Consider the following 20790-nt stretch of genomic DNA (forward strand, 5'->3'; position numbering starts at 1 on the left):
GAGCGGACTCACGTCGGGCGCGGTGACAGGATGAGCGCGGTGTACGACGATGAGCCGATGACCGGCCCCAAGCCGGACCTGCTGGTGAGGGGCGGCTCGCGTGACGTCGCGATCGCGGGCGGCCTGGTCGCCCCCACCGTGCCCGGCGACACGCCCGTGCTCGACGCCAGCGGCCTCACGGTGCTCCCCGGCGTCATCGACCTCCAGGTCAACGGCGTCGCCGGCATCGACCTGACGGCCGAGCCGGCCCGGCTCTGGGAGGCCGGCGCCGCGCTGGCGTCGTACGGCGTCACGGCATGGCTGCCCACGGTGATCACCTCCGACCCGGACGCCCGCGACCTTGCACTCGAGACGTACGCCGCCGGCCCGCCCGCAGGCTGGCGGGGCTCGGCGCCGCTGGGGCTGCACTTCGAGGGCCCGTTCATCGCGCCCGCCCGCAAGGGCGCGCACCCCGAGCAGTGGCTGCGACTGCCCTCGCCGGAGCTCGTCGAGGGCTGGTCGCGGGACGCCGGTGTGCTGATGGCGACCGTCGCACCCGAGCTGCCGGGCGCGATCGAGCTCGTCCGCGAGCTGGTCGGGCGCGGGGTGCGCGTGGCCATCGGGCACACGGACGCCACCGCGGACGACGTGGTGGCCGCGGTCGACGCCGGCGCCACGAGCCTCACCCACCTCGGCAACGCGATGCCCCCGATGCTCGCCCGCGAGCCCGGACCGGTCGGCGTCGCCCTGGGCGGCACGCGACCGGACGTCACCCGGCTCGTGGCCGGCGTGATCGTGGACGGTCACCACCTGCACCCCGACGTGGTGACGGCGATGTGGCGGGCGCTGGGCCCGTCGCGGTTCCTGACCGTCTCCGACACCACCGCCGGCCTCGGGCTGCCCGAGGGGCGGGCGCGCCTCGGTGACCAGGAGGTGGTGGTCTCCGCCGGCACCGTCCGGCTGGTCGACGGCACGCTGGCCGGCTCGGCGGCCGGCGTCATGGACTGCCTGCGTCTGCTGCACGCCACGACCGGGTGCTCCCTCGAGGAGGCTGTCGCCACCGTGACCACCACGCCGGCCGACCTCGTCGGCGACCCCACCCGCGGCCGTCTCGAGCCCGGACTGCGCGGCGACCTGACCCTCGTCGACGCCGACCTGCAGCCAGTCGTCACCGTCGTCGGGGGTCGCGTCGTCCACGACCGCAGGGGGCGTGAGGAGGTCTGCTGACGGCGTCCTGAGGGTTCCCAGCCGCTTGCTTCCCAGCCGCTCGTTACGTTGGTGCCGTGGAAGCCGGTACCTGGATCGACGTCCTGCTCGTCCTCGCGTTCATCCTGGTGGGCGGTGTGTTCGCGGCGACCGAGATCGCGTTGGTGTCGCTGCGCTCCGGCCAGGTGGAGCGGCTGGACGCTCGGGGAGGGCGCGGGCACGCGGTCGCCTCGCTCGCCCGTGACCCCAACCGCTTCCTCTCCGCGGTGCAGATCGGCGTCACGGTGGCGGGATTCTTCTCCGCCGCCTTCGGCGCCTCGACGCTCGCACCGTCCTTCGCTCCCGTCTTCGAGGGTCTCGGCCTGCCCGCCCCGGACACGGTCTCGCTGGTGGTCACCACGCTGGTCGTGTCCTACCTCTCGCTGGTCCTCGGCGAGCTCGTCCCCAAGCGGCTCGCCCTGCAGCGCTCGGTCGGGGTGGCGAAGCTCTTCGCACCGCCGCTCGGCAGGTTCGCCACCGTGATGACGCCGGTGATCTGGCTGCTGTCGCTCTCGACCAACCTGCTCGTCCGCCTGCTCGGCGGCAACCCCGACGCCGCCGGCGACGAGGTCGACGAGGAGGAGCTGCGGATGATGATCTCCGGCCACGAGGACATCCCGGAGGGTGAGCGACGGCTCGTCGACGACGTCTTCGAGGCGGGCGACCGGTCGCTGAGCGAGGTGATGAAGCCGCGCGGCGACGTCGTCTTCCTGGCCGGCGACCTCACCCTCGCGGAGGCGGTGGCCGTGATCGTCGACCAGCCCTACACCCGCTACCCGGTGACGGGGGAGTCCTTCGACGAGGTGCTCGGCTACCTCCACCTGCGCGACGTGCTCGGCCGCGCCGACGACCGCTCCACGACGGTCGCCGACATCACCCGCGAGCTGCCGGTGCTGCCCCGCACCAACCGCGTCCTGCCCTCCATCGACCAGCTGCGCAGCCTCGGCGCCCACATCGCGCTGGTGGTCGACGAGTACGGCGGCACCGACGGCATCGTCACCCTCGAGGACCTCATGGAGGAGCTCGTCGGCGAGATCCACGACGAGTACGACACCGACGCCGAGGTCGCCGCGGCCGCCGACCCGACGACCGTCGACGCCGGGGTGACGATCGAGGAGTTCGCCGAGCGCACCGGCGTCGGCCTCGAGGACGGCCCCTACGAGACCGTCGCCGGCTACGTCCTCCACCGCCTCGCCCGGATGGCCGACCTCGGCGACTCCGTCGTGGTCGAGGGCCGCCGGCTCGAGGTCGTCGAGATCGACGGCCACCGCATCATGCGCGTACGCCTCCACGCCGCGCCCGTGCCGGCGGCGGAGGAGCCGGACGGGGAGTCCGACGGGACGGGGGACGGTCAGGCCAGCAGGGCCCCGGGCCGTGAGGACGCGGACGCCCTCAAGGAATAGCGTTCGCCGGTTGTCGGTTGGGACCAGTAGGCTGGAGCCGTGGGCTCGGGCCTGCTTGACAACACAAGAGGGGCTGATCGGTTTCGACTTGGGACGTTAGTTCCAGGGGAAGCGGGTCGAGAAGCCAGCGTCATCTCGTAAACGACCGCTGGAAATCCATAGTTGCCAACACCAATCGCAACGACTTCGCTCTCGCTGCCTGAGCAGTGATCGAAGGGTCTGACCGGGCACCCGTCTCCGTCCCGGACCCAGGCCTCATCTAGGAGACTTGCTGGTCACTCTCTGTCAGGAGGGGTGACCGGGACTTGATCCTGACTGGGCCTGTCGGCGACCTGTCTGTGGGAGCGCCGAGGCCGAGAAAAGCGACATCACTGACTGCACCCGGAGAAGACCTGGATCGACGCTCGAGGACCGGGGTTCGATTCCCCGCAGCTCCACGCACGTACGCATCCACCGCGCACAGCCCTCTTGACGAGAGCCGTCCCGACACCCGTCGGGGCGGCTCTCGTGCGTGCGCATCGAACCGACCACCTCGTGGGTAGCGTCGTCGAAGGCGCCGCACGGCGTCCGAGCCCCCGACCTCGAGGAGTACGCACGTGCCGAAGATCTTGGTAGTCCTGACCGGTTCCGACCACTGGACCCTCAACGACGGGACCACGCACCCGACTGGCTTCTGGGCCGAGGAGCTGCTGTCTCCCCTTCAGGTGTTCTCCGACGCCGGGATCGACGTCGACCTCGCCAGCCCCGAGGGCAGGACGCCCGTCGTGGACGAGGGCAGCCTGGCTCCGGACGCCATCGGCGAGGAGGAGTCGGCGAAGCAGCGCAAGGCCCTCGAGGCCCTCTCAGGCCGGCTCGAGTCGACGCTCGTCCTCGCCGATGTCGACCTCGACTCCTATGACGCCGTCTTCGTGCCCGGCGGTCATGGCCCGATGGAGGACCTCGCCGTCAGCGACGACCTCGGCCGCATCCTCGTGACCATGCTCGATGGCGGCAAGGTCGTCTCCTCCGTGTGCCACGGCCCGGCCGGTCTCCTCCCCGCCACGCGCGCCGACGGCTCCTGGCTGTTCGCCGGGCGCAACCTGACCGCCTTCACCGACGAGGAGGAGGAGCAGGCCGGTCTGGCCGACAAGGCGCCCTGGCTGCTCGAGTCGCGTCTGCGTGAGGCCGGTGCGACCTTCTCCTCGGGAGGATCGTGGGAGCCCTTCGTCGTCGTCGACGACAAGCTGGTGACCGGTCAGAACCCCGCCTCCAGCACCGAGGCCGCGCAGAAGGTCGTCGGACTGCTCACGTCCTGACACCGCCGGGCCGCCTCACTCATCCCGAACGGGTGAGGCGGCCCCGGCGGCGCAGCAGCAGGCTGGTGGGATGACACGCCTGGCGGAAGCGCCACGAGTGCCTGTCGAGGGCGCTGTCCTGCACGAGCCTCAGCAGGTCGTCGACGTCGCCCTGGGAGTGGCCGGTGCGGTCGTCGGCACCGGCGTGGCCCTGGGGCGCGCCGTCGTGGACCTGCCCCTGCTGCACCAGGGGATGATCTGGCGCCCCCGCTTCGTCCCCGAGCGGTGGCAGCCGGCCACGCTGCTCGAGGATGCGGCCCGGCACGGCGCCGCCCGCCGCGCCGACCTGGTGCGGGCGGCGCAGGCGCTGCTCGACCAGTGGGCGCCCGTCGTCGTGGAGCGGGTGGTCTCCCGCCTGGACCTGACCGGGCTGGTCCTCCACCACGTCGCCCTCGACGAGGTCGTACGAGCAGTGGACGTCGACGCGGTCGCCGCCCGGCTCGACATCGATGCCGTGATCAGCCGGATCGACGTCGTCGCGATGGTCGAGGAGGTGATCAACGCCATCGACCTCGACGCCATCGTGGGACGGGTCGACCTCGACGCGGCCGTGGCGGGCGTGGACCTCGACGCAGCGGTGGCCGGCGTCGACATCGACGCCATCGCCGCCCGGCTCGACATCGACGCAGTGATCGCTCGCGTCGACCTCGTCGCGATGGTCGAGGAGGTGATCGACGCCATCGACCTGCCCGCCATCATCCGTGACTCGAGCGGCTCCATGGCGTCGGAGACCATCCGTGGCGCACGGATGACGGGGATATCGGCCGACGAGGCCGTCAGCAGGAGCCTCGAGAACCACCTCTTCCGGCTCCGACGCAAGCGCGTCCCTCCCGAGGCGCCGCCGTGAGCGATCCGGAGATGCTGAGCGTCCCCCGCGAGGCACGCTCCTACCAGGGAGCCAGTGCCGGTGTCGTCACGCGCGTGGCAGCTGCCGTCGTCGACGCCCTCGTGGTCGCTGCCGCGCTCGTCGGCTCGTACGCCGCCCTGGTCGGCGTCCGGTTCGTGCTCGAGCCACGCAGCTTTCGCATGCCCGACCCGTCGCTCCTGTGGTCGGTGACCCTCTTCATCGGTTACCTCGTGCTCTACCTGACCGTCGCGTGGTGGATGGCGGGTCGCAGCATCGGCGACCACGTCTGGGGGGTCCGGGTGACGTCCAGGAACGGCGGGCGGCTGGGACTGGTCCGGTCGTTCGCCCGAGCAGTGACGTGCGCGTTCTTCCCCGTGGGCCTGCTGTGGTGCGCCGTCGACCGCGACCGTCGGTCGCTCCAGGACCTGGCCCTCCACACCTCGGTCGTCTACGACTGGCTGCCCCACCCCTCCGCCCGAGAGGGCTCAGGGCGGTCAGCCGGCTAGGACCTCGGGTGTCGCGCGTCAGGAGCCGATGACCAGCTCGGTGACGAGGTCGTCGGCGAGGGTGAAGCGGTAGTCGAGCTCGGCGAGGCCGCCGGGAAAGTCGCCCTGGAGCCTGTTGACGGCGACCCAGCGGGTGTCGTCGACCCGCCGTGCGCCGATGAGCTCGGTGGTGTAGGTGAACTCAGCCCCTGCGTGGCGCAGGAAGTCGCCCACCTCGTCGGTGCCGCGGAACGTCTGTCCCTGGTCCCGGACGACAGCGTCGGGTGCGAACACCATCAGGGCGGTGTCGACGTCGCGAGCGGCGTGAGCGCGAAGGTAGGTCCGGACTGCGGACGGCAGCTGGTCGGGTGTCACATCAGTGGTGGTCATGCCGATCACGGTGCGGCGTACGCCCGCGGGAGGGTCAAGCGCTGGACTCTCCCTCGGGGGGAGGGTGCACACTTCGCGCATGCTGGCGATCGGCGAGTTCTCACGACTGACCCACCTGAGCGTGCGAACCCTGCGCCGCTACCACGACGCGGACCTGTTGGTCCCCGCCACGGTGGATCCCGCCAGCGGCTACCGCTACTACAGCGTCGACCAGATCCCGACCGCCCAGGTCATCCACCGCCTCCGCGAGCTCGACGTCCCGTTGCCGGACGTCCGGCGCATCGTGTCGTCGGCGGACCCCGGAGCGCGCGCCGGGCTCGTCGCGGACCATCTCCACCGCCTCGAGTCGGAGCTGGACCGCACGCGCGCCGCCGTGGCGTCCCTGCGCCGGCTGCTCGCTCCCGAACCCGCTCCCGTCGACGTCGAGCTGCGCGCGGTCCCGGCGACCGAGGTCGCTGCGGTCGAGGCCGACGTGGCGCACGACGAGGTCCTCGGCTGGTACGCCGGAGCGATGGCCGAGCTCGACGCCGTGGTCGTGGACCCCATCGGTGCCCCGGGCGGGGTCTACGACAACGCGCTGTTCGAGGAGGGCCGGGGCCACGTGCTGGTCCACGTGCCCACGAAGGACGCCCCACGTGTCGGGCGGGTGCACCCCGTGGTGCTCCCGGCCGTCGAGCTGGCCGTCGCCACCCACGTCGGCAGCCACGACGACATCGAGGTCACCTACGGCGAGGTCGGCACGTGGGTGGTGACCAACGCGCTCGCCGTGGCCGGCCCGATCCGGGAGACCTACCTGGTCGGACCACGGAACACGGCCGATGCGTCCGCCTGGCGCACCGAGATCGGCTGGCCTGTCTTCCGGGTGGCCGGCGGCTGACCTCCGCACTCACTGGGACGGTGGACCCCCGATCTGCGAGCCTCGGTGGGACGAGGCGGCCCGTCCCTCACGAGACGAAGGGCACGAGCGCCTCGAGCGAGTCCGTGGGCGTCTTCAGCGCGATGCCCGTCCCGATCGTGCGGAGCTTCCAGACCGGTCCGTCGCGGAACAGCCGCGCCATGACGAGGCCCGTCTCGCGGACCCCGAGCGTCAGGGTGAACCGCGCCAGCTCGGTGTCGTCGTGGTCGACGAGGCGGCAGTAGGCGTTGCGGATGAACTCCAGCGAGTGGCCCTGGTAGCTGCTGACCATGAGCAGGATCGAGTCGACCCGGGGATAGACCCGACCCAGGTCCACGGTGATCACCTCGTCGTCACCCTCGCCCTTGCCGGTGGTGTTGTCGCCGAGGTGCACCACGGAGCCGTCACGGGTGGCGAGGTGGTTGAAGTACGCCAGGTCGAAGAACTGGTCGCCGGCGAACTGCACCGCCGAGGCATCGAGGTCGATCGGCGGTGCGCCGCTGCCGATGAAGCCGGCCGTGGGGGAGTGGTCCCAGCCGACGGCCATCTGCACGGTGGTCAGGCTCGACCCGTCCTCGTGGGTGAGGGTGAGCTCCTGCCCCTTGGCCAGCTCGATCACGGGCGCGCTCCTCCGGTCGACGTCCCTTCGAATGTAGCGGCGGGTGCACACTGCGCGCATGCGCCACGACGACATCGACGCCGCCGCCATCCGCATCGCCCCTCTGACGCGGGAGCACGCGGAGGACCTGGCCACCTGGCGCTACGACCCGCCGTACGCCGTCTACGACCTCGCCGGCGCCGACCCGGACGAGCTGCTCGACCCGGCCCTCGGCTTCCACGCCGTGCTCGTCGGGGAGCGACTGATCGGCTTCCGCTCCTTCGGCCCGGACGGGCAGGTCCCCGGCTGGGACTACGACGACACCGCCCTCGACACCGGCGGCGGGATCAGGCCCTCGCTCACCGGCCAGGGGGTGGGGCTCGGGCGCGCGGTCATCGCGGCGGGTCTCGACTTCGGGCGTACGACGTTCGCGCCCGCGGCGTTCCGGGTGACGGTGGCGTCGTTCAACGCCCGGGCGCGCCGGACCGTCGAGTCGCTGGGCTTCGAACAGGTCGGCTCGTTCGCCGCGCTGCGGGACGGGCGGATGTTCGACGTCCTGGTGCGGGTGGAGCGTCCTCAGACCTGACGGCAGTGGGTCGACGGCGCGACCGCGTCCGGGTGCAGGATCCCCGCGAGCACCTCGACACCGTCCACGAGGCGCGGGCCGGGGCGGGCGAAGTGGCCGTCGGCGTCGACCGCCCAGACCGGCACGCCCGGGAACCGGTCGCGCACGTCCTGCGCGAGCGTCGTACTGCCCTCGAGGTCGAAGCCGCACGGGGCGCAGACCACGACGTCCGGCCGTGAGGCCACCGCCTCCTCCCAGGTGATGCGGCCCGAACGGGTGCCCGCCACACCGAGGGCAGGTTCGCCGCCGGCGCGGGCGACCATCTCCGGGATCCAGTGCCCGGGCGCGAAGGGCGGGTCCGTCCACTCGAGCACGAGCACGCGGGGTCGTTCGAGACCGGCGACCCGGTCGGCGACCGCCGCCAGGCGCGCCTCGAGGCTGGCCACCACCGCGTCCGCCTCCTCGGCCTTGCCGGTGAGGCGCCCGACCTCGGTGATCGAGGCCAGCACGTCGTCGAGGGAGTGCGGGTCGAGGGTCGCCACCTCGGCGCGGCACCCCAGGTAGCCCAGCGCCTCGTCGACCGTGCCGACGTCCACCGCGCAGACCGCGCAGAGGTCCTGCGTGACGACGAGGTCGGCGTCGAGCTCGGCAAGGGCCCCGGAGTCGAGCCGGTAGAGGTCCTCACCCGCGGTCATCGCGGCGGCCACGAAGTCGTCGATCTCCTGAGGAGCGAGGCCCTCCGGCATCGCCGAGGTCGACACCACGCGCCGTTCGCGCGCCGTCGGCGGGTGGTCGCACTCGAAGGTCACCCCGACGACGTCGTCACCCGCCCCGATCGCGAACAGGATCTCCGTGGCGGAGGGGATCAGCGAGACGATGCGCATCCGGCGAGCCTAGAGGGACTGCTCAGGCAGGCGTCACCAGCAGCCCTTCCACGCACCGCGTGCGTGGCTGCTGGCGTGGCCGATGGCGCGTACGTACTCGCGGTGCCGCGCGACGGGCTTGCCGCCGAAGACGTAGGGGCGGGTGTAGCCGTCCCAGGCCTGCCGGAAGGACAGGTCGCCGTAGCCGCCCTTGCGTCCGACGTAGCGCAGCAGGCGGCCGTAGCGGTCCTTCGCGGCCTGGGTCCGGTCGGACACGAGGTGCACGGTCGACCCGACCGGGGCGAGGCGACGCAGGTTGGCGGTGGCGGCGTCCGCGCCGCAACGGCCCCGCTCGGGGGTGTCGATGCCGAGCATGCGGACCGAGACGTGAGCCCCGCCGCGCAGACGGACGCGCAGGGTGTCACCGTCGGTGACCCGGACGACGTTGCCGGTCTCGCGGTAGGTCCGCTGGCCCTGCTGGGTCTGGTTCTGGGGCTGGGTCTGGGTGGTGCCGGTGTTGGCGAACTGCTGCGGCGCCGTGTTGCCCCGACCGATGCACGGGCAGGGGTTGGACTCGCACGCGACGCCGTCGCCGTCGTCGTCGAGGCGGTGCGGGTCACCTGCGCCGGCATTCAGGTAGAAGTTCTGGGCGGCGGCCTGGCTGGCGAAGTCGCCGCAGTCGCGGTCGATGACGGCGGACGCCGGCGCCTGGACCGAGACGCCGAGGCCCAGGGCGATGATGGCGAGCGTGAGCGCGCGGATGAGCTGGTGGTGCATGTGTTCCCCCACGGAAGTCCTCGGTGCTGACACCGAAGCCTCACACCGGCGGGGCCTGCATGTGGGCGGAACGGGCCAAGTCGCCGTCGAGGCCAGGCACGCCCCGCCCCGACCGCCGGTGCCCGACACGACGGCGTGGCACGATCCGTGACGTGGACGGATGCGTGTTCTGCCAGATCGTCGCGGGTGACCTGCCCGGTCACCTCGTGCTCGAGACCGACGACCTGGTCGGCTTCCTCGACACCCGGCCGCTCTTCAAGGGCCACGTCCTGCTTGTCCCGCGTACGCACCTGGAGACCCTGCCGGACCTCCCGGCGGAGCAGCGCGACGGGTTCCTCGCCGCCGCCCAGCGCCTCGCGACGGCGGTGAAGGACGCGCTCGGCGCCCAGGGGTCCTTCCTCGCGATCAACAACACGGTCAGCCAGTCCGTCCCGCACCTGCACCTCCACGTGGTGCCGCGCACCAGGGGCGACGGGCTGCGCGGCTTCTTCTGGCCCCGCACGAAGTACGCCGACGGCGAGGCGGCGGCGTACGCCGAGAAGCTGCGCGACGCGCTCGCGTCCGGCTGAGCGGGCGACGGACGCAGCAAGTCAGGAGCCGACCTGCTCCTCCTCGCGAGTCCGGGCCCCGCGCAACGTCCACGTCCGGTCCCGGCGCCGGAGGGGGTGGCCCGTGGTCCAGGCGGCGAGCACGAGCGCCAGCGTGCCGATCACGACCCCGCCGAGCACGTCCACGAAGAAGTGCCACCCCAGGTAGACCGTCGACAGGCAGGTGAGCCCGGCGAAGACCCAGCCGGACAGCCGTACCCACCGGGGGAGCCGGAGCAGCTCGGCGACGAGGCAGGTGGTGATCGTGATCGCCACGTGCAGCGACGCGAAGGCGGCGACGGTCTGGACCGCGCGCGTGTCCCAGACGTCGGTCAGCACGGCGACCCGGTCGCGCAGCAGCACCTCCTGCACCGCGGTGTTGAAGGTGCGGGGCAGGTCGGCGAAGTCCTGCGGCCGGGAGTAGATCGGTCCGAGGGAGGGGACCAGGTAGTAGACGGCCGCGCCGAGCAGCCAGTTGAAGGAGACGGCCGTGACGTAGAGGGCGCCCGTGACCGAGCGCCGGGTCCACACGAGCGCGATCGCGAGCGCGGCCGGGACCAGCCCGATCCACAGCACGTAGACCCCGGACAGCAGCCAGGCGGCCCAGCCGGTGCCGAGCAGGTGGTGGAGGACGACGGCCGGGTCGTGGCCCAGCCACAGCAGGCGGTCCAGCCGGTGCAGCTCGGTGTCCCAGAGGCGGTCGTTGACGAAGGGCAGGTAGCCCTTGAGGTTGCGGAACGCGACGTAGGCGACGTACCAGGCCACGAGACCGCTGGCCGTGAACCACACCTGCTCCCGGGTCCACCGCTCGCGCAGCACGGTGCGCAGCGCCTGCCAGGCGCCGGGACGCGGCGTCGTGCGAGTGTACGCCGTCCACCGCGCGACCAGGTCGAGGAGCACAGCGGCCAGGACGATCAGCGGCAGCCGCACCCAGGTCGGCACGGAGACCCCGTCGGGGTCGCGCACCGGCAGGTCGTAGGCGGCCGCGACCACGCACGTCACCACCGCCATGGCGGCGGCGACGCCCATCGCGCCACGGAAATACCCCCGTCCCATGACTGGCACGCTAGGCCACCTGAGGCGCCGGCGCGAGCGTCCTGCGCGGGATCTCCACAAGTCGGGTGACGCCCCTCCTCGCGCACGCACTACCCTCACCAAGGCCAGACGTCACCGAGCCTGAGGAGTCATCGCAATGGGTCGATTCGACCGCCGCGTCGCCGTCATCACCGGAGCAGCGCGAGGCATCGGCTTCGGCATCGCGCAGCGTCTCGCGAGCGAGGGTGCCTCGATCGCCGTCCTCGACCTCGACGAGGCCGCCGCGCAGGAGGCGGCCGGCCGGCTCGAGCTGGCCGAGGGCGCCCGCGCCGTCGGCATCGGCTGTGACGTCGTCGACGCCGCCGCGGCCGAGGCTGCCGTGCAGCGGGTGGTCGACGAGCTCGGCGGCATCCACGTGCTCGTCAACAATGCCGGCATCACCCGCGACAACCTCCTCTTCAAGATGACCGAGGAGGACTGGGACCTGGTGATGAACGTCCACCTCAAGGGCGTCTTCAACATGACCAAGGCGGCCCAGTCACGCTTCGTGGAGCAGAAGTACGGCAAGATCCTCAACCTCTCCAGCGTCTCCGCGCTGGGCAACCGCGGCCAGGCCAACTACTCCGCGGCCAAGATGGGCATCCAGGGCCTCACCCGCACCCTCGGCATCGAGCTCGGCCCGTTCGGCGTCACCGCCAACGCCATCGCGCCCGGCTTCATCGCCACCGAGATGACCGACGCCACCGCGCGCCGCCTCAAGATGGAGCCCGAGGAGCTGCAGCGGCTCAACGCCGAGGCGACGCCCGTACGGCGCGTCGGCCAGCCCGAGGACATCGCTGCGGCCGCGGCGTTCCTGTGCAGCGACGAGGCGTCGTTCATCACCGGTCAGACGCTGTACGTCGACGGCGGGCGCAAGCTGGGCTGAGCCCGCCGGTTTGCGTGTCGGGGGGTCGTCTGTCACCTTGGATGGCGGTCGAGAGACCCAACCGTCCCGGACTACGCCGAGTCCTGCCCGGCCGGGACGACCCCCGAGACACACCGGGGCAGGAGTGGGGGACCCACAGGTTCCACTGCCGGTCATCGACCGGCTCGGGGCGAAGCCGCCCAGCTTCCGTCAGCATGACGGGAGCGCGGTGGCAGGGCACTTTCCAGCCCTAGCCCGACAGCTCACCTCACAGGCGTGGGAAAGGACCAACCATGCCTGCGACCCCTCGCATCGTGCGAGCCTCCGCGCTCGCCCTCGCCGGGCTCGGCCTCACCGCATCGACGATGAGCGCCCTGCCCGCCAACGCCGCGCCCAGCGGCAGCACGTCCGACAACACCTCCGCCACGACCACCACGACGAAGAAGACGGCGCGGGTCAGCGCCAAGCGTCGGGTGGCCAACCGGGTGCTCACTGCGCGGAACATCGCCATGGCCCAGCGGGGCGACGCCTACGCGTACGGCGCCGCCGGCCCGGATCGCTTCGACTGCTCCGGCCTGATCCGCTACGCCTACAGTCGAGCGGGCATCGCCGTGCCGCGGACCTCGAGCGCCCAGGCCGGTGCTGCTCGTCGCATCGCGAAGAAGGACATGCGTCCCGGTGACCTGATGTTCTTCTACGACGGCGGCGGGATCTACCACGCCGCGATCTTCCTGCGCTGGTCGCGCGGGCACGCGCTGATGGTGCACTCCCCGCGGCCGGGCTCGCGCGTGCACGTCGCCGCTCCGTGGACCTCCGCGTGGTTCGCCGGGACCCTCCGCCGCGCCTGAACGGTGCCCGGATGCCGGGTGACAGGGCAGGATTGGTAGGTCGTTCCTGCTGATCTACCCTGTGGCGCGCCTTCCCCGATCGGGGAGGGCGCGCCCCCAGACTTTCCTTGGCTCGACACCCCCGCTCGATCGGAGTCCCCCGTGCGTCACCGTCGCCACCCCTCGTCCCGCGCGATCGTCGCCACCCTGGCGGCGGCCACGCTGCTCCTCGCCGGGTGCAGCGGTGGGGACGACGACCCGGCCCCGAGCGCCTCTGCGTCCTCCGAGCCGACCGCCTCGGAGCCCACCGAGGAGCCGCCGGAGCCGACGTACTGGCCCCTGACCGGGCTCGAGCGCAAGGCCGACGCCCCCCGGCACCCCGTCATGGTGACCAAGGTCGACAACACCTCGTCCAGCGCCCCTCAGGTGGGTCTCGGCTCGGCCGACCTCGTCGTCGAGGAGCTCGTCGAGGGTGGCTACACGCGTCTCGCCGCGTTCTACTACTCGAAGGTTCCCGCCAGCATCGGCCCGGTCCGCTCGATGCGCGCCAGCGACATCGGGATCGTGCCCGAGGGTGCGACCGTCGTGACCAGTGGCGCGGCCCCGGTCACGATCCAGCGCGTCAACGGTGCCGGCATCCCCTGGATCACCGAGGGCGACGCCGGTGTCTACCGCGAGACCACGCGCTCGGCCCCCTACAACCTCTTCGCCCGCCTCGGCGACATCGCCAAGCGCCTCAAGGCCGAGGAGGAGCCGCCCCCCTACCTGCCGTGGGGGGACGAGGCCGACCTGCCGAAGGGTGCGAAGGCCAGCACGCTCACCGCGGACTTCGGCGCGCACTCCACGAGCTGGCAGTTCCAGAAGGGCGGCTACGTCAACACCGACTCCTACGCCGCCGAGGGCGACCAGTTCCCCGCCGACTCCGTGCTCGTGCTGCGGGTGCGCGTCGGTGACGCCGGCTACCGCGACCCGGCGGGCTACCCCGTGCCCGAGACCAAGTTCGAGGGCAAGGGCTCGGCGCTGCTCTTCCACGGCGGTCGCGTCGTGAAGGGCACGTGGAGCAAGGACGGCCTCAAGGGCCCGATCGAGCTCTCGACCAAGCGAGGCGAGCTCACCGTGCCCGCGGGGCGCGTGTGGGTCGAGCTCGTCCCGGCCGCCAACGGCAACGTCACCTTCGCGAAGTAGTCCCGGCGGCGGACGGGGTCGCCCGCAGCGCTCCGGCGTCCTCGTCGAGCAGGCGCTGGAGGCCTGCCAGGATGACGCCGACCGCCGTCTCGACCCGTTGGGCTGCCGCCGCGGGGTCGTCGCTGACGGCGACCGAGCCGCCCGCGGCCGACATCGCCCCGAAGAAGATGCGGGTGAAGGTGTCGAGCATCGTGTCGTCGAGCCGGGCGTCGCCGAGGGTGCCGTCGTCGGCGGTCAGCACGGACCGCACGATCTCGTCCACGATCGCGTACGTCGAGCGCTCCTCCTGCTCGCGGTAGCGCTCGTGGCCGAGCACCGAGGGTCCGTCGGACACCACGACCTGGCGGTAGCCCGGCTCCTGGACCGCGGCGAGGAAGGCGCGCAACCCGGCTCGCGCCTTGTCCCAGGGGTCGCGGTGTCCCTCGGTGGCCTGCGCGATGCCGGACGTCGCCCGTGACTCCACGCGCTCGAAGGCGGCCTCGAAGATCGCCTGCTTGCCGCTGAAGTGGTGGTAGAGCGCGCCCTTGGTGACGTCGGCGCCGGCCGCGATCGCGTCGAGCGAGGTGGCGGCGTAGCCGTGCTCGGTGAAGAGCTGTTCGGCCACCTCGACGAGCGCCCGCTTGGTCGCGTCGGAGTAGCGCTGCCGGCCGCGGTTCTCCATGGCCCGCAGCCTAGGTGACCCCGGCGCGGTCGAGGGGGCGTCGCCGGGGTGGTGTGCCATGACCCGAGGTCGGCCATAGTGGAGGCATGCAGCTCGCTTCGGGGATGTTGCTGGTGGCGACGCCGGCACTGCAGGATCCCAACTTCGCCGACACGGTCGTGCTGCTGCTCGACGTCACGGAGGAGGGCGCGCTGGGCGTCGTCCTCAACCGCCCCTCGCAGATCATGGTCGCCGACGTCCTCGAGCCGTGGCGCGACGTGGTGGCCGAGCCGGAGGTGCTGTTCCGCGGGGGACCGGTCGGCACCGACGGCGCCCTGGCCGTCGGGGCCCTGCGCGACCCGCAGGACCCGCCCGTGGGGTGGCGTCCGGTCGCCGGGCTGCTGGGCATGGTCGACCTCGACACCCCGACCGAGCTCGTCGACGGCACGCTCAGCGCGATGCGGGTGTTCGCGGGCTACGCCGGCTGGGGCGCTGGTCAGCTCGACGGCGAGGTGGAGGAGGGCAGCTGGTACGTCGTCACGAGCGAGGCCGCCGACGCCTTCCGCGACGACCCGGGCGAGCTGTGGCGCGACGTGATGCGGCGCCAGCCCGGCATGCTCGCCTGGCACGTGAACCGCCCCGTCGATCCCGACATGAACTGATCTCCGCGTTAGGCTTGCCCATCATGAGCACCATCGGATTCTCCCCGGGCACCCAGACGATCGAAGAGCGTCAGACCGTCCCGACGGACGAGGGAGACCACGAGCGGTTCTCGCACTTCGTGCCCAAGGACAAGCTCACCGAGGCGATGGTCATGGGCACGCCCGTCATCGCGCTGTGCGGCAAGGTCTGGGTGCCGTCACGGGCCCCGGAGAAGTACCCGGTCTGCCCCGAGTGCAAGGAGATCTGGGACTCGATGAAGTCGGGCGACAAGCCCGGCGGCGGGTCCGGCTCGGACGGCTCGGGTCCCGAGGCGTGACGGCGCGGCCTGACGCGCCGCTGCCCCCCGCGTGGCCCGACCGGGCCGCCTGGGGCACCGCGCCCTCCCTCCGTGCCTGGCAGCAGGCGGCGGTGGACAAGTACCGCGCCGCGCAGCCGCAGGACTTCCTCGCGGTCGCGACCCCGGGCGCCGGCAAGACGACGTTCGCGCTGACGGTGGCGGCCGACCTGCTCAGCCGCCGCGTCGTCGACCGGATCACCGTCGTCGCGCCCACCGAGCACCTCAAGACCCAGTGGGCCGAGGCCGCTGCGCGTGCGGGCATCCCGATCGACCCCACCTACTCGGCGGGCAAGGGCCGCACCTCCGACGACTACGTCGGCATCGCCGTGACCTACGCCGGTGTCGCGGTCAACCCGCTCGCCATGCGCATCCGCACGGAGCGCTTCAAGACGCTGGTGATCCTCGACGAGATCCACCACGCCGGAGACGCGCTGTCGTGGGGCGAGGGCGTGCGCGAGGCGTTCGACCCGGCCACCCGGCGGCTCGCCCTGACCGGTACGCCGTTCCGCTCCGACATCAACCCCATCCCGTTCGTCAGCTACGCGCCGGGCGAGGACGGCATCCCCACCTCGGCGGCCGACTTCACCTACGGCTACGCCCACGCCCTCTCCGACCACGTCGTGCGCCCGGTGCTGTTCATGGCCTACTCCGGGGAGATGCAGTGGCGCACCCGCGCCGGCGACGAGGTCGTCGCCCGGCTGGGGGAGCCGCTCACCAAGGACATGCACGCCCAGGCGCTGCGTACGGCCCTCGACCCCCGCGGGTCGTGGATCCCCGCGGTGCTCGAGGCGGCCGACAAGCGCCTGTCGGAGGTACGTCGCCACGTGCCCGACGCCGGCGGGCTGGTGATCGCCGGCGACCAGGAGACCGCGCGCGCCTACGCCGCGCTGCTGAAGAAGATCACCGGCGAGTCGCCGACCGTCGTGCTGTCGGACGAGAAGGGCTCCTCGAAGAAGATCGAGAAGTTCACCGCCTCCGAGGACCGGTGGATGGTCGCCGTCCGGATGGTCTCCGAGGGTGTCGACGTGCCGCGCCTGGCCGTCGGCGTGTGGGCGACCACCGTCTCGACGCCGCTCTTCTTCGCCCAGGCGGTCGGCCGCTTCGTCCGCGCGCGGTCCCGCGGCGAGACGGCGTCGGTGTTCCTGCCGTCGGTCCCGCACCTGCTGGAGTTCGCCTCCGACATGGAGGCCCAGCGCGACCACGTGCTCGGGCGCCGCGTGCAGGACGAGGACGACATCTTCGCGGCCGAGGACGACCTCCTCGCCGCAGCCAACTCCGAGGAGGGCGCCTCCGACGAGCTCGAGATGTCGTGGGAGGCGCTGGGCTCCACCGCGTCCTTCGACCACGTGCTCTACGAGGGCGCGCAGTTCGGCCACTCCGGCGAGGTCGTGTCCGGGTCCGAGGAGGAGATGGACTTCCTCGGCATCCCCGGCCTCCTCGAGCCCGACCAGGTGCGCGAGCTGCTGCACTCGCGCCAGAGCGAGCGCGCTCGCAAGCAGAAGGCCGACGGCGTGGGCGACCGGGTCGTGGACTCGGTGCAGGAGCTCAGCACCCACCAGCAGCTGGGGGTGCTCCGGCGCGAGCTCAACGGACTCGTCGCCGCCTGGCACCACCGCACCGGGCAGGCGCACGGCATCACCCACAACGCGCTCCGCAAGGAGTGCGGCGGCCCGCCGGCCGCGGTGGCCAACGCCGAGCAGCTGCACGAGCGGATCAACCGGATCCGCGAGTGGGCCGTGCGCAAGACCTCCTGACCTTCCTGCCATATTGAGGGCGTGCCCTCCGAGACCTCCCAGACGCTCGACCGCGGTCTGCGGGTGCTCCGCGTGCTGGCGGAGAGCCCCGAGGGGCTGACGGTCACCGAGCTCTCGCATCGGCTCCAGGTCAACCGCACGGTCGTCTACCGACTGGTCAGCACCCTGGAGCAGCACGGGCTGGTCCGCCGCGACGCGCGCTCACGGCTCTTCGTCGGTCTCGGCGTGCTGCACCTGGCCAGCGGGGTGCAGCCGCTGCTGCGTGATCTCGCCATGCCGGTGCTGCGGAGGCTCGCGGAGTCGCTCGGCTCGACCGCCCACCTCACGGTGGCCGACGGCGAGGAGGCGCTCGCGCTCGCGGTCGTCGAGCCGTCCTGGACCGACTTCCACGTCTCCTACCGGGTCGGCGCCCGGCACCCGTTGACCCAGGGTGCGGCGGGCAAGGCGATCGGGCTGGTCGACGTGGACGAGGCGGCGTACGCCGTCACGAGCGGCGAGCTCCAGACCGGCGCCCGCGGTCTGGCCGCCCCGGTGCGCGGGGTCGAGGGCCTCCGCGCCAGTGTGGGCATCGTGACCCTCGACGGCGTCATCGACGAGGACGTCGTCGCGCCGCAGGTGATCGCCGCCGCGGCCGAGGTCGCCCAGCGGCTCAGGTGAGGGCCGCGGCTCAGGTGAGGGCGGCGCGGGCGAGCGGCACGACCCGGTAGGGGATCTGGGTCGCGAGCGCGATCACGGTCGTCGAGCGATCGATGCCCGGCTCGGTGAGCACCAGGTCGATCACTCGCTGCAGGTCGGCGTTGGAGCGCGCGACGACGCGGGCCCACATGTCGCCGGCGCCGGTGATCGTGAAGGCCTCGAGCACCTCCGGGATGCCGGCGAGGTGGGCGGCGACCGCGTCGTGGCCGCCACGGTCGGCCGAGCCCTGGCGGATCTCGAGGGTGAGGAAGGCGGTGACGGGGTAGCCGATCGCCTCGGGGGAGAGGTCGGGCCCCCACCCGGTGATCACGCCCGCCGCGGTGAGCTTGTCCAGGCGCGCCTGCACGGTGCCCCGGGCGATGCCGAGCCGGCGGCTCGCCTCCAGCACGCCCAGGCGGGGCTCGCTGGCGAACAGGTCGATCACCTTGCCGTCGATCTCGTCCATCGGGGCTCCTCGACTGTGCAGATTGTCCGACGTTTCGACGTACTGTTGCACATCTTGCCGCGACTGGGCAGGGTTTTCCCCATGACGACTGACATCGCCTCGACCGGTGGCGCCCTGACCGTGGACGAGATGAAGGCCGACCTCTCCCTCGAGCAGCTGCGCCAGCTCGTCGGCCTCGTGGAGTACGACGCCGATGCCGACCCGTTCCCGGTGACCGGGTGGGACGCGATCTGCTTCGTGGTCGGCAATGCCACGCAGGCCGCCCACTACTACGCCTCGGCCTGGGGGATGGACCTCATCGCCTACTCCGGCCCGGAGAACGGCAACCGCGACCACAAGTCGTACGTGCTCAAGTCGGGCTCGATCAAGTTCGTGCTGAGCGGCGCCGTCGCGCCCGACAGCGACCTGATCGCCCACCACGCCAAGCACGGCGACGGCGTCGTCGACATCGCCCTCGAGGTGCCCGACGTCGACCAGTGCATCGCCCAGGCCCGCAAGGCCGGTGCGACGGTCCTCGTCGAGCCGGAGACCGTGGCCGACGACCACGGCAAGGTCCGCATCGCCGCCATCGCGACCTACGGCGAGACCCGCCACACGCTCGTGCAGCGCACCGTCGACGGCGAGACGTACGCCGGCCCCTACCTCCCCGGCTACGTGGCCGTCGAGCCGCGCTGGGACAAGAAGGCCGACCAGCCGAAGCGGCTCTTCCAGGCCCTCGACCACATCGTCGGCAACGTCGAGCTCGGCCGGATGGACGAGTGGGTCACCTTCTACAACAAGGTGATGGGCTTCGTGAACATGGCCGAGTTCATCGGTGACGACATCGCCACCGACTACTCCGCGCTCATGTCGAAGGTCGTCGCCAACGGCAACCACCGCGTGAAGTTCCCGCTCAACGAGCCCGCCATCGCGAAGAAGAAGTCGCAGATCGACGAGTACCTCGAGTTCTACAACGGCCCCGGCGCGCAGCACCTCGCGCTGGCGACCGGCGACATCCTCGCCACCGTCGACGCCCTGCGCGCCAACGGGGTGGAGTTCCTCAACACCCCCGACTCCTACTACGAGGACCCCGAGCTGCGCGCTCGCATCGGTGAGGTGCGGGTGCCGATCGAGGAGCTGAAGAAGCGCGGCATCCTCGTCGACCGCGACGAGGACGGCTACCTCCTCCAGATCTTCACCAAGCCGCTCGGCGACCGGCCCACGGTGTTCTTCGAGCTGATCGAGCGACACGGCTCGCTCGGCTTCGGCAAGGGCAACTTCAAGGCGCTCTTCGAGGCCATCGAGCGCGAGCAGGACGCCCGCGGCAACCTCTGACCCGAGTTGCCCCGCGCCCGAGCGGTGAGTGAGGCAGGTTCCGTGAGCCGAAAACCTGTCTCACTCACCGCTCGACCCATTCCTGGCGGACCAGCGGTGCGTGGAGCAGCTTCTGCCGCTGCAGAACCTGCCTCACGCACCGCTCGCGCAGCAACGATCCGCTCAGGATCCTCGAAGTGCTGGTCGGGCTGGTGGTCGCGGTCATGGCGGTCCTCGCCGCCGCGACGCTGGCCGGGACCGTGCTCGGGAGCGGGACGGTGCCCGGGCTGAACGCCGAGGTCTGCGCCACCGGCTCGGGGGACCAAGCGGCCTTCCGCAGGGGAGACGGCGACACGACCGGGCCGGTCGGCCTCCGTGACGGCATCACCTGGCGCGTCGACGAGGTCCAGGTCTGCGACCCCGACCCCGACGGCGCCACCCGAGCCCTGGCCGGTGCCGGCCTGGTGGTCTGGGTCGGCGGTCCGATGGTGTTCTTCGTGATGCTGTGGCTCTTCCTGCGGCGGGCCCGGCGCGAGGGGGTCTTCGCCGACCGGGTGCCCGGTCAGCTGAGGACCCTCGGGCGAATCCTCCTCATGTGGCCCGCGCTCGACTTCGTGCTGTCGGGGTGGGTCAACGCAGCGCTGCTCAACCGGATGACCGACAGCACCCTGATCCTCACCGCGACGGTGCCGTGGCTCCCGGTGCTCCTCGGCATCTCCCTGCTGGCGCTGGCGCGCGTGATGGGGGAGGCCGTGGGCATGCGCCGCGACGTGGAAGCCACCATCTGATGGCGCGGCGCGCGCAGCCCGAGCCCGAGACCGAGTCCGAGGCCGACGAGGCGCACGGTGTCACGGTGCACCTCGACGCGGTGCTGGCCGACCGGGGGATGACGCTGACCGAGCTTGCCGACCGGGTGGGCGTCACCGTCGTCAACCTCAGCGTGCTGAAGAACGGTCGCGCGAAGGCGGTGCGGTTCAGCACGCTCACTGGCATCTGCCGGGCGCTGGAGTGCCAGCCGGGAGACATCCTGCGGGTGGACTGAC

General features: G+C 71.9%; 26 protein-coding genes, 1 other RNA gene and 1 riboswitch. Of the genes, 19 read left to right on the forward strand and 8 right to left on the reverse strand.

Translation table 11 applies throughout. The annotated features are described in order from the left end of the window. Positions 1–39: 39 nt before the first annotated feature. The 4 genes from Q1B24_RS19710 (at position 40) to Q1B24_RS19725 (ending at position 3922) form a co-directional block, all read left to right on the forward strand. Entirely contained in the window at positions 40–1206 is a 1167-nt protein-coding gene (locus Q1B24_RS19710) for an amidohydrolase family protein (protein ID WP_299931886.1), read from the forward strand. A 56-nt stretch (positions 1207–1262) separates the two neighbouring features. After that, on the forward strand, positions 1263–2627 hold the full coding sequence (locus Q1B24_RS19715; protein ID WP_299931888.1) for a hemolysin family protein: 1365 nt from the start codon (positions 1263–1265) through the stop codon (positions 2625–2627). A gap of 69 nt (positions 2628–2696) precedes the next feature. Further along, positions 2697–3067: a transfer-messenger RNA gene (gene ssrA, locus Q1B24_RS19720) on the forward strand. A gap of 156 nt (positions 3068–3223) precedes the next feature. Beyond that, positions 3224–3922: a type 1 glutamine amidotransferase domain-containing protein gene (locus Q1B24_RS19725; RefSeq protein ID WP_299931890.1), complete on the forward strand. Its 699-nt coding sequence runs from the start codon at positions 3224–3226 to the stop codon at positions 3920–3922. A gap of 19 nt (positions 3923–3941) precedes the next feature. Here Q1B24_RS19725 and Q1B24_RS19730 read toward each other — a convergent pair whose 3' ends face one another. After that, positions 3942–4148 (reverse strand): hypothetical protein, encoded by a 207-nt coding sequence (locus Q1B24_RS19730; RefSeq protein ID WP_299931892.1) that lies wholly within the window; start codon positions 4146–4148, stop codon positions 3942–3944. Between Q1B24_RS19730 and Q1B24_RS19735 the strand changes: the two genes are divergently transcribed. Continuing rightward, positions 4128–4808 (forward strand): hypothetical protein, encoded by a 681-nt coding sequence (locus Q1B24_RS19735; RefSeq protein ID WP_299931894.1) that lies wholly within the window; start codon positions 4128–4130, stop codon positions 4806–4808. The genes Q1B24_RS19730 and Q1B24_RS19735 overlap by 21 nt on opposite strands. Then, on the forward strand, positions 4805–5314 hold the full coding sequence (locus Q1B24_RS19740; protein ID WP_299931896.1) for an RDD family protein: 510 nt from the start codon (positions 4805–4807) through the stop codon (positions 5312–5314). Before Q1B24_RS19735 ends, Q1B24_RS19740 begins: the two co-directional genes overlap by 4 nt. An 18-nt stretch (positions 5315–5332) precedes the next feature. Here Q1B24_RS19740 and Q1B24_RS19745 read toward each other — a convergent pair whose 3' ends face one another. Then, entirely contained in the window at positions 5333–5683 is a 351-nt protein-coding gene (locus Q1B24_RS19745) for a nuclear transport factor 2 family protein (RefSeq protein ID WP_299931898.1), read from the reverse strand. 79 nt (positions 5684–5762) lie between these two features. Here Q1B24_RS19745 and Q1B24_RS19750 point away from each other — a divergent pair, with 79 nt between their 5' ends. Continuing rightward, positions 5763–6560, forward strand: coding sequence for a MerR family transcriptional regulator (locus tag Q1B24_RS19750; RefSeq protein WP_299931900.1), 798 nt, complete (start codon positions 5763–5765; stop codon positions 6558–6560). Between the two features lie 67 nt (positions 6561–6627). On the opposite strand, the gene Q1B24_RS19755 is transcribed toward Q1B24_RS19750, so the two are convergent. Beyond that, positions 6628–7197 (reverse strand): TerD family protein, encoded by a 570-nt coding sequence (locus Q1B24_RS19755; protein WP_299931902.1) that lies wholly within the window; start codon positions 7195–7197, stop codon positions 6628–6630. A gap of 58 nt (positions 7198–7255) precedes the next feature. Between Q1B24_RS19755 and Q1B24_RS19760 the strand changes: the two genes are divergently transcribed. Next, a complete protein-coding gene (locus Q1B24_RS19760) occupies positions 7256–7762 on the forward strand; it encodes a GNAT family protein (RefSeq protein WP_299931904.1) in 507 nt (168 codons plus the stop codon). On the opposite strand, the gene Q1B24_RS19765 is transcribed toward Q1B24_RS19760, so the two are convergent. Then, on the reverse strand, positions 7753–8625 hold the full coding sequence (locus tag Q1B24_RS19765) for a cobalamin-binding protein (RefSeq protein ID WP_299931906.1): 873 nt from the start codon (positions 8623–8625) through the stop codon (positions 7753–7755). The two genes, Q1B24_RS19760 and Q1B24_RS19765, sit on opposite strands and share 10 nt — an antisense overlap. Positions 8626–8658: 33 nt before the next feature. Continuing rightward, entirely contained in the window at positions 8659–9381 is a 723-nt protein-coding gene (locus Q1B24_RS19770) for an excalibur calcium-binding domain-containing protein (RefSeq protein WP_299931908.1), read from the reverse strand. A gap of 152 nt (positions 9382–9533) precedes the next feature. Here Q1B24_RS19770 and Q1B24_RS19775 point away from each other — a divergent pair, with 152 nt between their 5' ends. Continuing rightward, positions 9534–9950, forward strand: a complete 417-nt coding sequence (locus Q1B24_RS19775) for an HIT family protein (RefSeq protein WP_299931910.1) — start codon at positions 9534–9536, stop codon at positions 9948–9950. 21 nt (positions 9951–9971) lie between these two features. Here the strand turns inward: Q1B24_RS19775 and Q1B24_RS19780 are convergent, their stop codons facing one another. Next, positions 9972–11024: a phosphatase PAP2 family protein gene (locus tag Q1B24_RS19780; RefSeq protein ID WP_299931912.1), complete on the reverse strand. Its 1053-nt coding sequence runs from the start codon at positions 11022–11024 to the stop codon at positions 9972–9974. 136 nt (positions 11025–11160) lie between these two features. Here Q1B24_RS19780 and fabG point away from each other — a divergent pair, with 136 nt between their 5' ends. From fabG to Q1B24_RS19795, 3 genes are all read left to right on the forward strand, one after another. Beyond that, complete coding sequence (fabG, locus tag Q1B24_RS19785) at positions 11161–11928, forward strand: SDR family NAD(P)-dependent oxidoreductase (RefSeq protein WP_299931914.1); 768 nt, start codon at positions 11161–11163, stop codon at positions 11926–11928. 64 nt (positions 11929–11992) lie between these two features. Further along, positions 11993–12197, forward strand: a riboswitch (cyclic di-AMP (ydaO/yuaA leader). 3 nt (positions 12198–12200) lie between these two features. Next, the gene (locus Q1B24_RS19790; protein ID WP_299931916.1) at positions 12201–12755 is read left to right on the forward strand and encodes a C40 family peptidase; all 555 of its coding nucleotides are present in this window, start codon (positions 12201–12203) and stop codon (positions 12753–12755) included. Between the two features lie 141 nt (positions 12756–12896). Further along, entirely contained in the window at positions 12897–13919 is a 1023-nt protein-coding gene (locus tag Q1B24_RS19795; RefSeq protein WP_299931918.1) for a DUF3048 domain-containing protein, read from the forward strand. On the opposite strand, the gene Q1B24_RS19800 is transcribed toward Q1B24_RS19795, so the two are convergent. Then, positions 13903–14580, reverse strand: a complete 678-nt coding sequence (locus Q1B24_RS19800) for a TetR/AcrR family transcriptional regulator (RefSeq protein WP_299931920.1) — start codon at positions 14578–14580, stop codon at positions 13903–13905. The two genes, Q1B24_RS19795 and Q1B24_RS19800, sit on opposite strands and share 17 nt — an antisense overlap. An 86-nt stretch (positions 14581–14666) precedes the next feature. Here Q1B24_RS19800 and Q1B24_RS19805 point away from each other — a divergent pair, with 86 nt between their 5' ends. From Q1B24_RS19805 to Q1B24_RS19820, 4 genes are read left to right on the forward strand one after another with little or no spacing between them, the layout of a single operon-like run. Further along, complete coding sequence (locus Q1B24_RS19805) at positions 14667–15221, forward strand: YqgE/AlgH family protein (RefSeq protein WP_299931922.1); 555 nt, start codon at positions 14667–14669, stop codon at positions 15219–15221. Between the two features lie 23 nt (positions 15222–15244). Further along, complete coding sequence (locus Q1B24_RS19810; RefSeq protein WP_299931924.1) at positions 15245–15538, forward strand: DUF3039 domain-containing protein; 294 nt, start codon at positions 15245–15247, stop codon at positions 15536–15538. A gap of 20 nt (positions 15539–15558) precedes the next feature. Further along, positions 15559–17313, forward strand: coding sequence for a DEAD/DEAH box helicase (locus Q1B24_RS19815; RefSeq protein WP_299932019.1), 1755 nt, complete (start codon positions 15559–15561; stop codon positions 17311–17313). Positions 17314–17334: 21 nt separating this feature from the next. After that, on the forward strand, positions 17335–17970 hold the full coding sequence (locus tag Q1B24_RS19820) for a helix-turn-helix domain-containing protein (RefSeq protein WP_299931926.1): 636 nt from the start codon (positions 17335–17337) through the stop codon (positions 17968–17970). A gap of 10 nt (positions 17971–17980) precedes the next feature. Here Q1B24_RS19820 and Q1B24_RS19825 read toward each other — a convergent pair whose 3' ends face one another. Beyond that, positions 17981–18454 carry an Lrp/AsnC family transcriptional regulator gene (locus Q1B24_RS19825; RefSeq protein WP_299931928.1) on the reverse strand — a complete coding sequence of 158 codons (474 nt, stop codon included), beginning with the start codon at positions 18452–18454 and terminating at the stop codon, positions 17981–17983. Positions 18455–18535: 81 nt separating this feature from the next. On the opposite strand from Q1B24_RS19825, the gene hppD reads away from it, so the two are divergent. The 3 genes from hppD to Q1B24_RS19840 all read left to right on the forward strand — a co-directional run bounded on the left by hppD (position 18536) and on the right by Q1B24_RS19840 (position 20789). Beyond that, complete coding sequence (gene hppD / locus Q1B24_RS19830) at positions 18536–19768, forward strand: 4-hydroxyphenylpyruvate dioxygenase (RefSeq protein ID WP_299931930.1); 1233 nt, start codon at positions 18536–18538, stop codon at positions 19766–19768. Between the two features lie 176 nt (positions 19769–19944). Continuing rightward, positions 19945–20535 (forward strand): DUF2975 domain-containing protein, encoded by a 591-nt coding sequence (locus tag Q1B24_RS19835; RefSeq protein WP_299931932.1) that lies wholly within the window; start codon positions 19945–19947, stop codon positions 20533–20535. Positions 20536–20615: 80 nt separating this feature from the next. Next, entirely contained in the window at positions 20616–20789 is a 174-nt protein-coding gene (locus Q1B24_RS19840) for a helix-turn-helix transcriptional regulator (protein WP_299932021.1), read from the forward strand. Position 20790 lies beyond the last annotated feature (1 nt).

The organism is uncultured Nocardioides sp., from assembly GCF_947488025.1.
Classification (GTDB): Bacteria; Actinomycetota; Actinomycetes; order Propionibacteriales; family Nocardioidaceae; genus Nocardioides.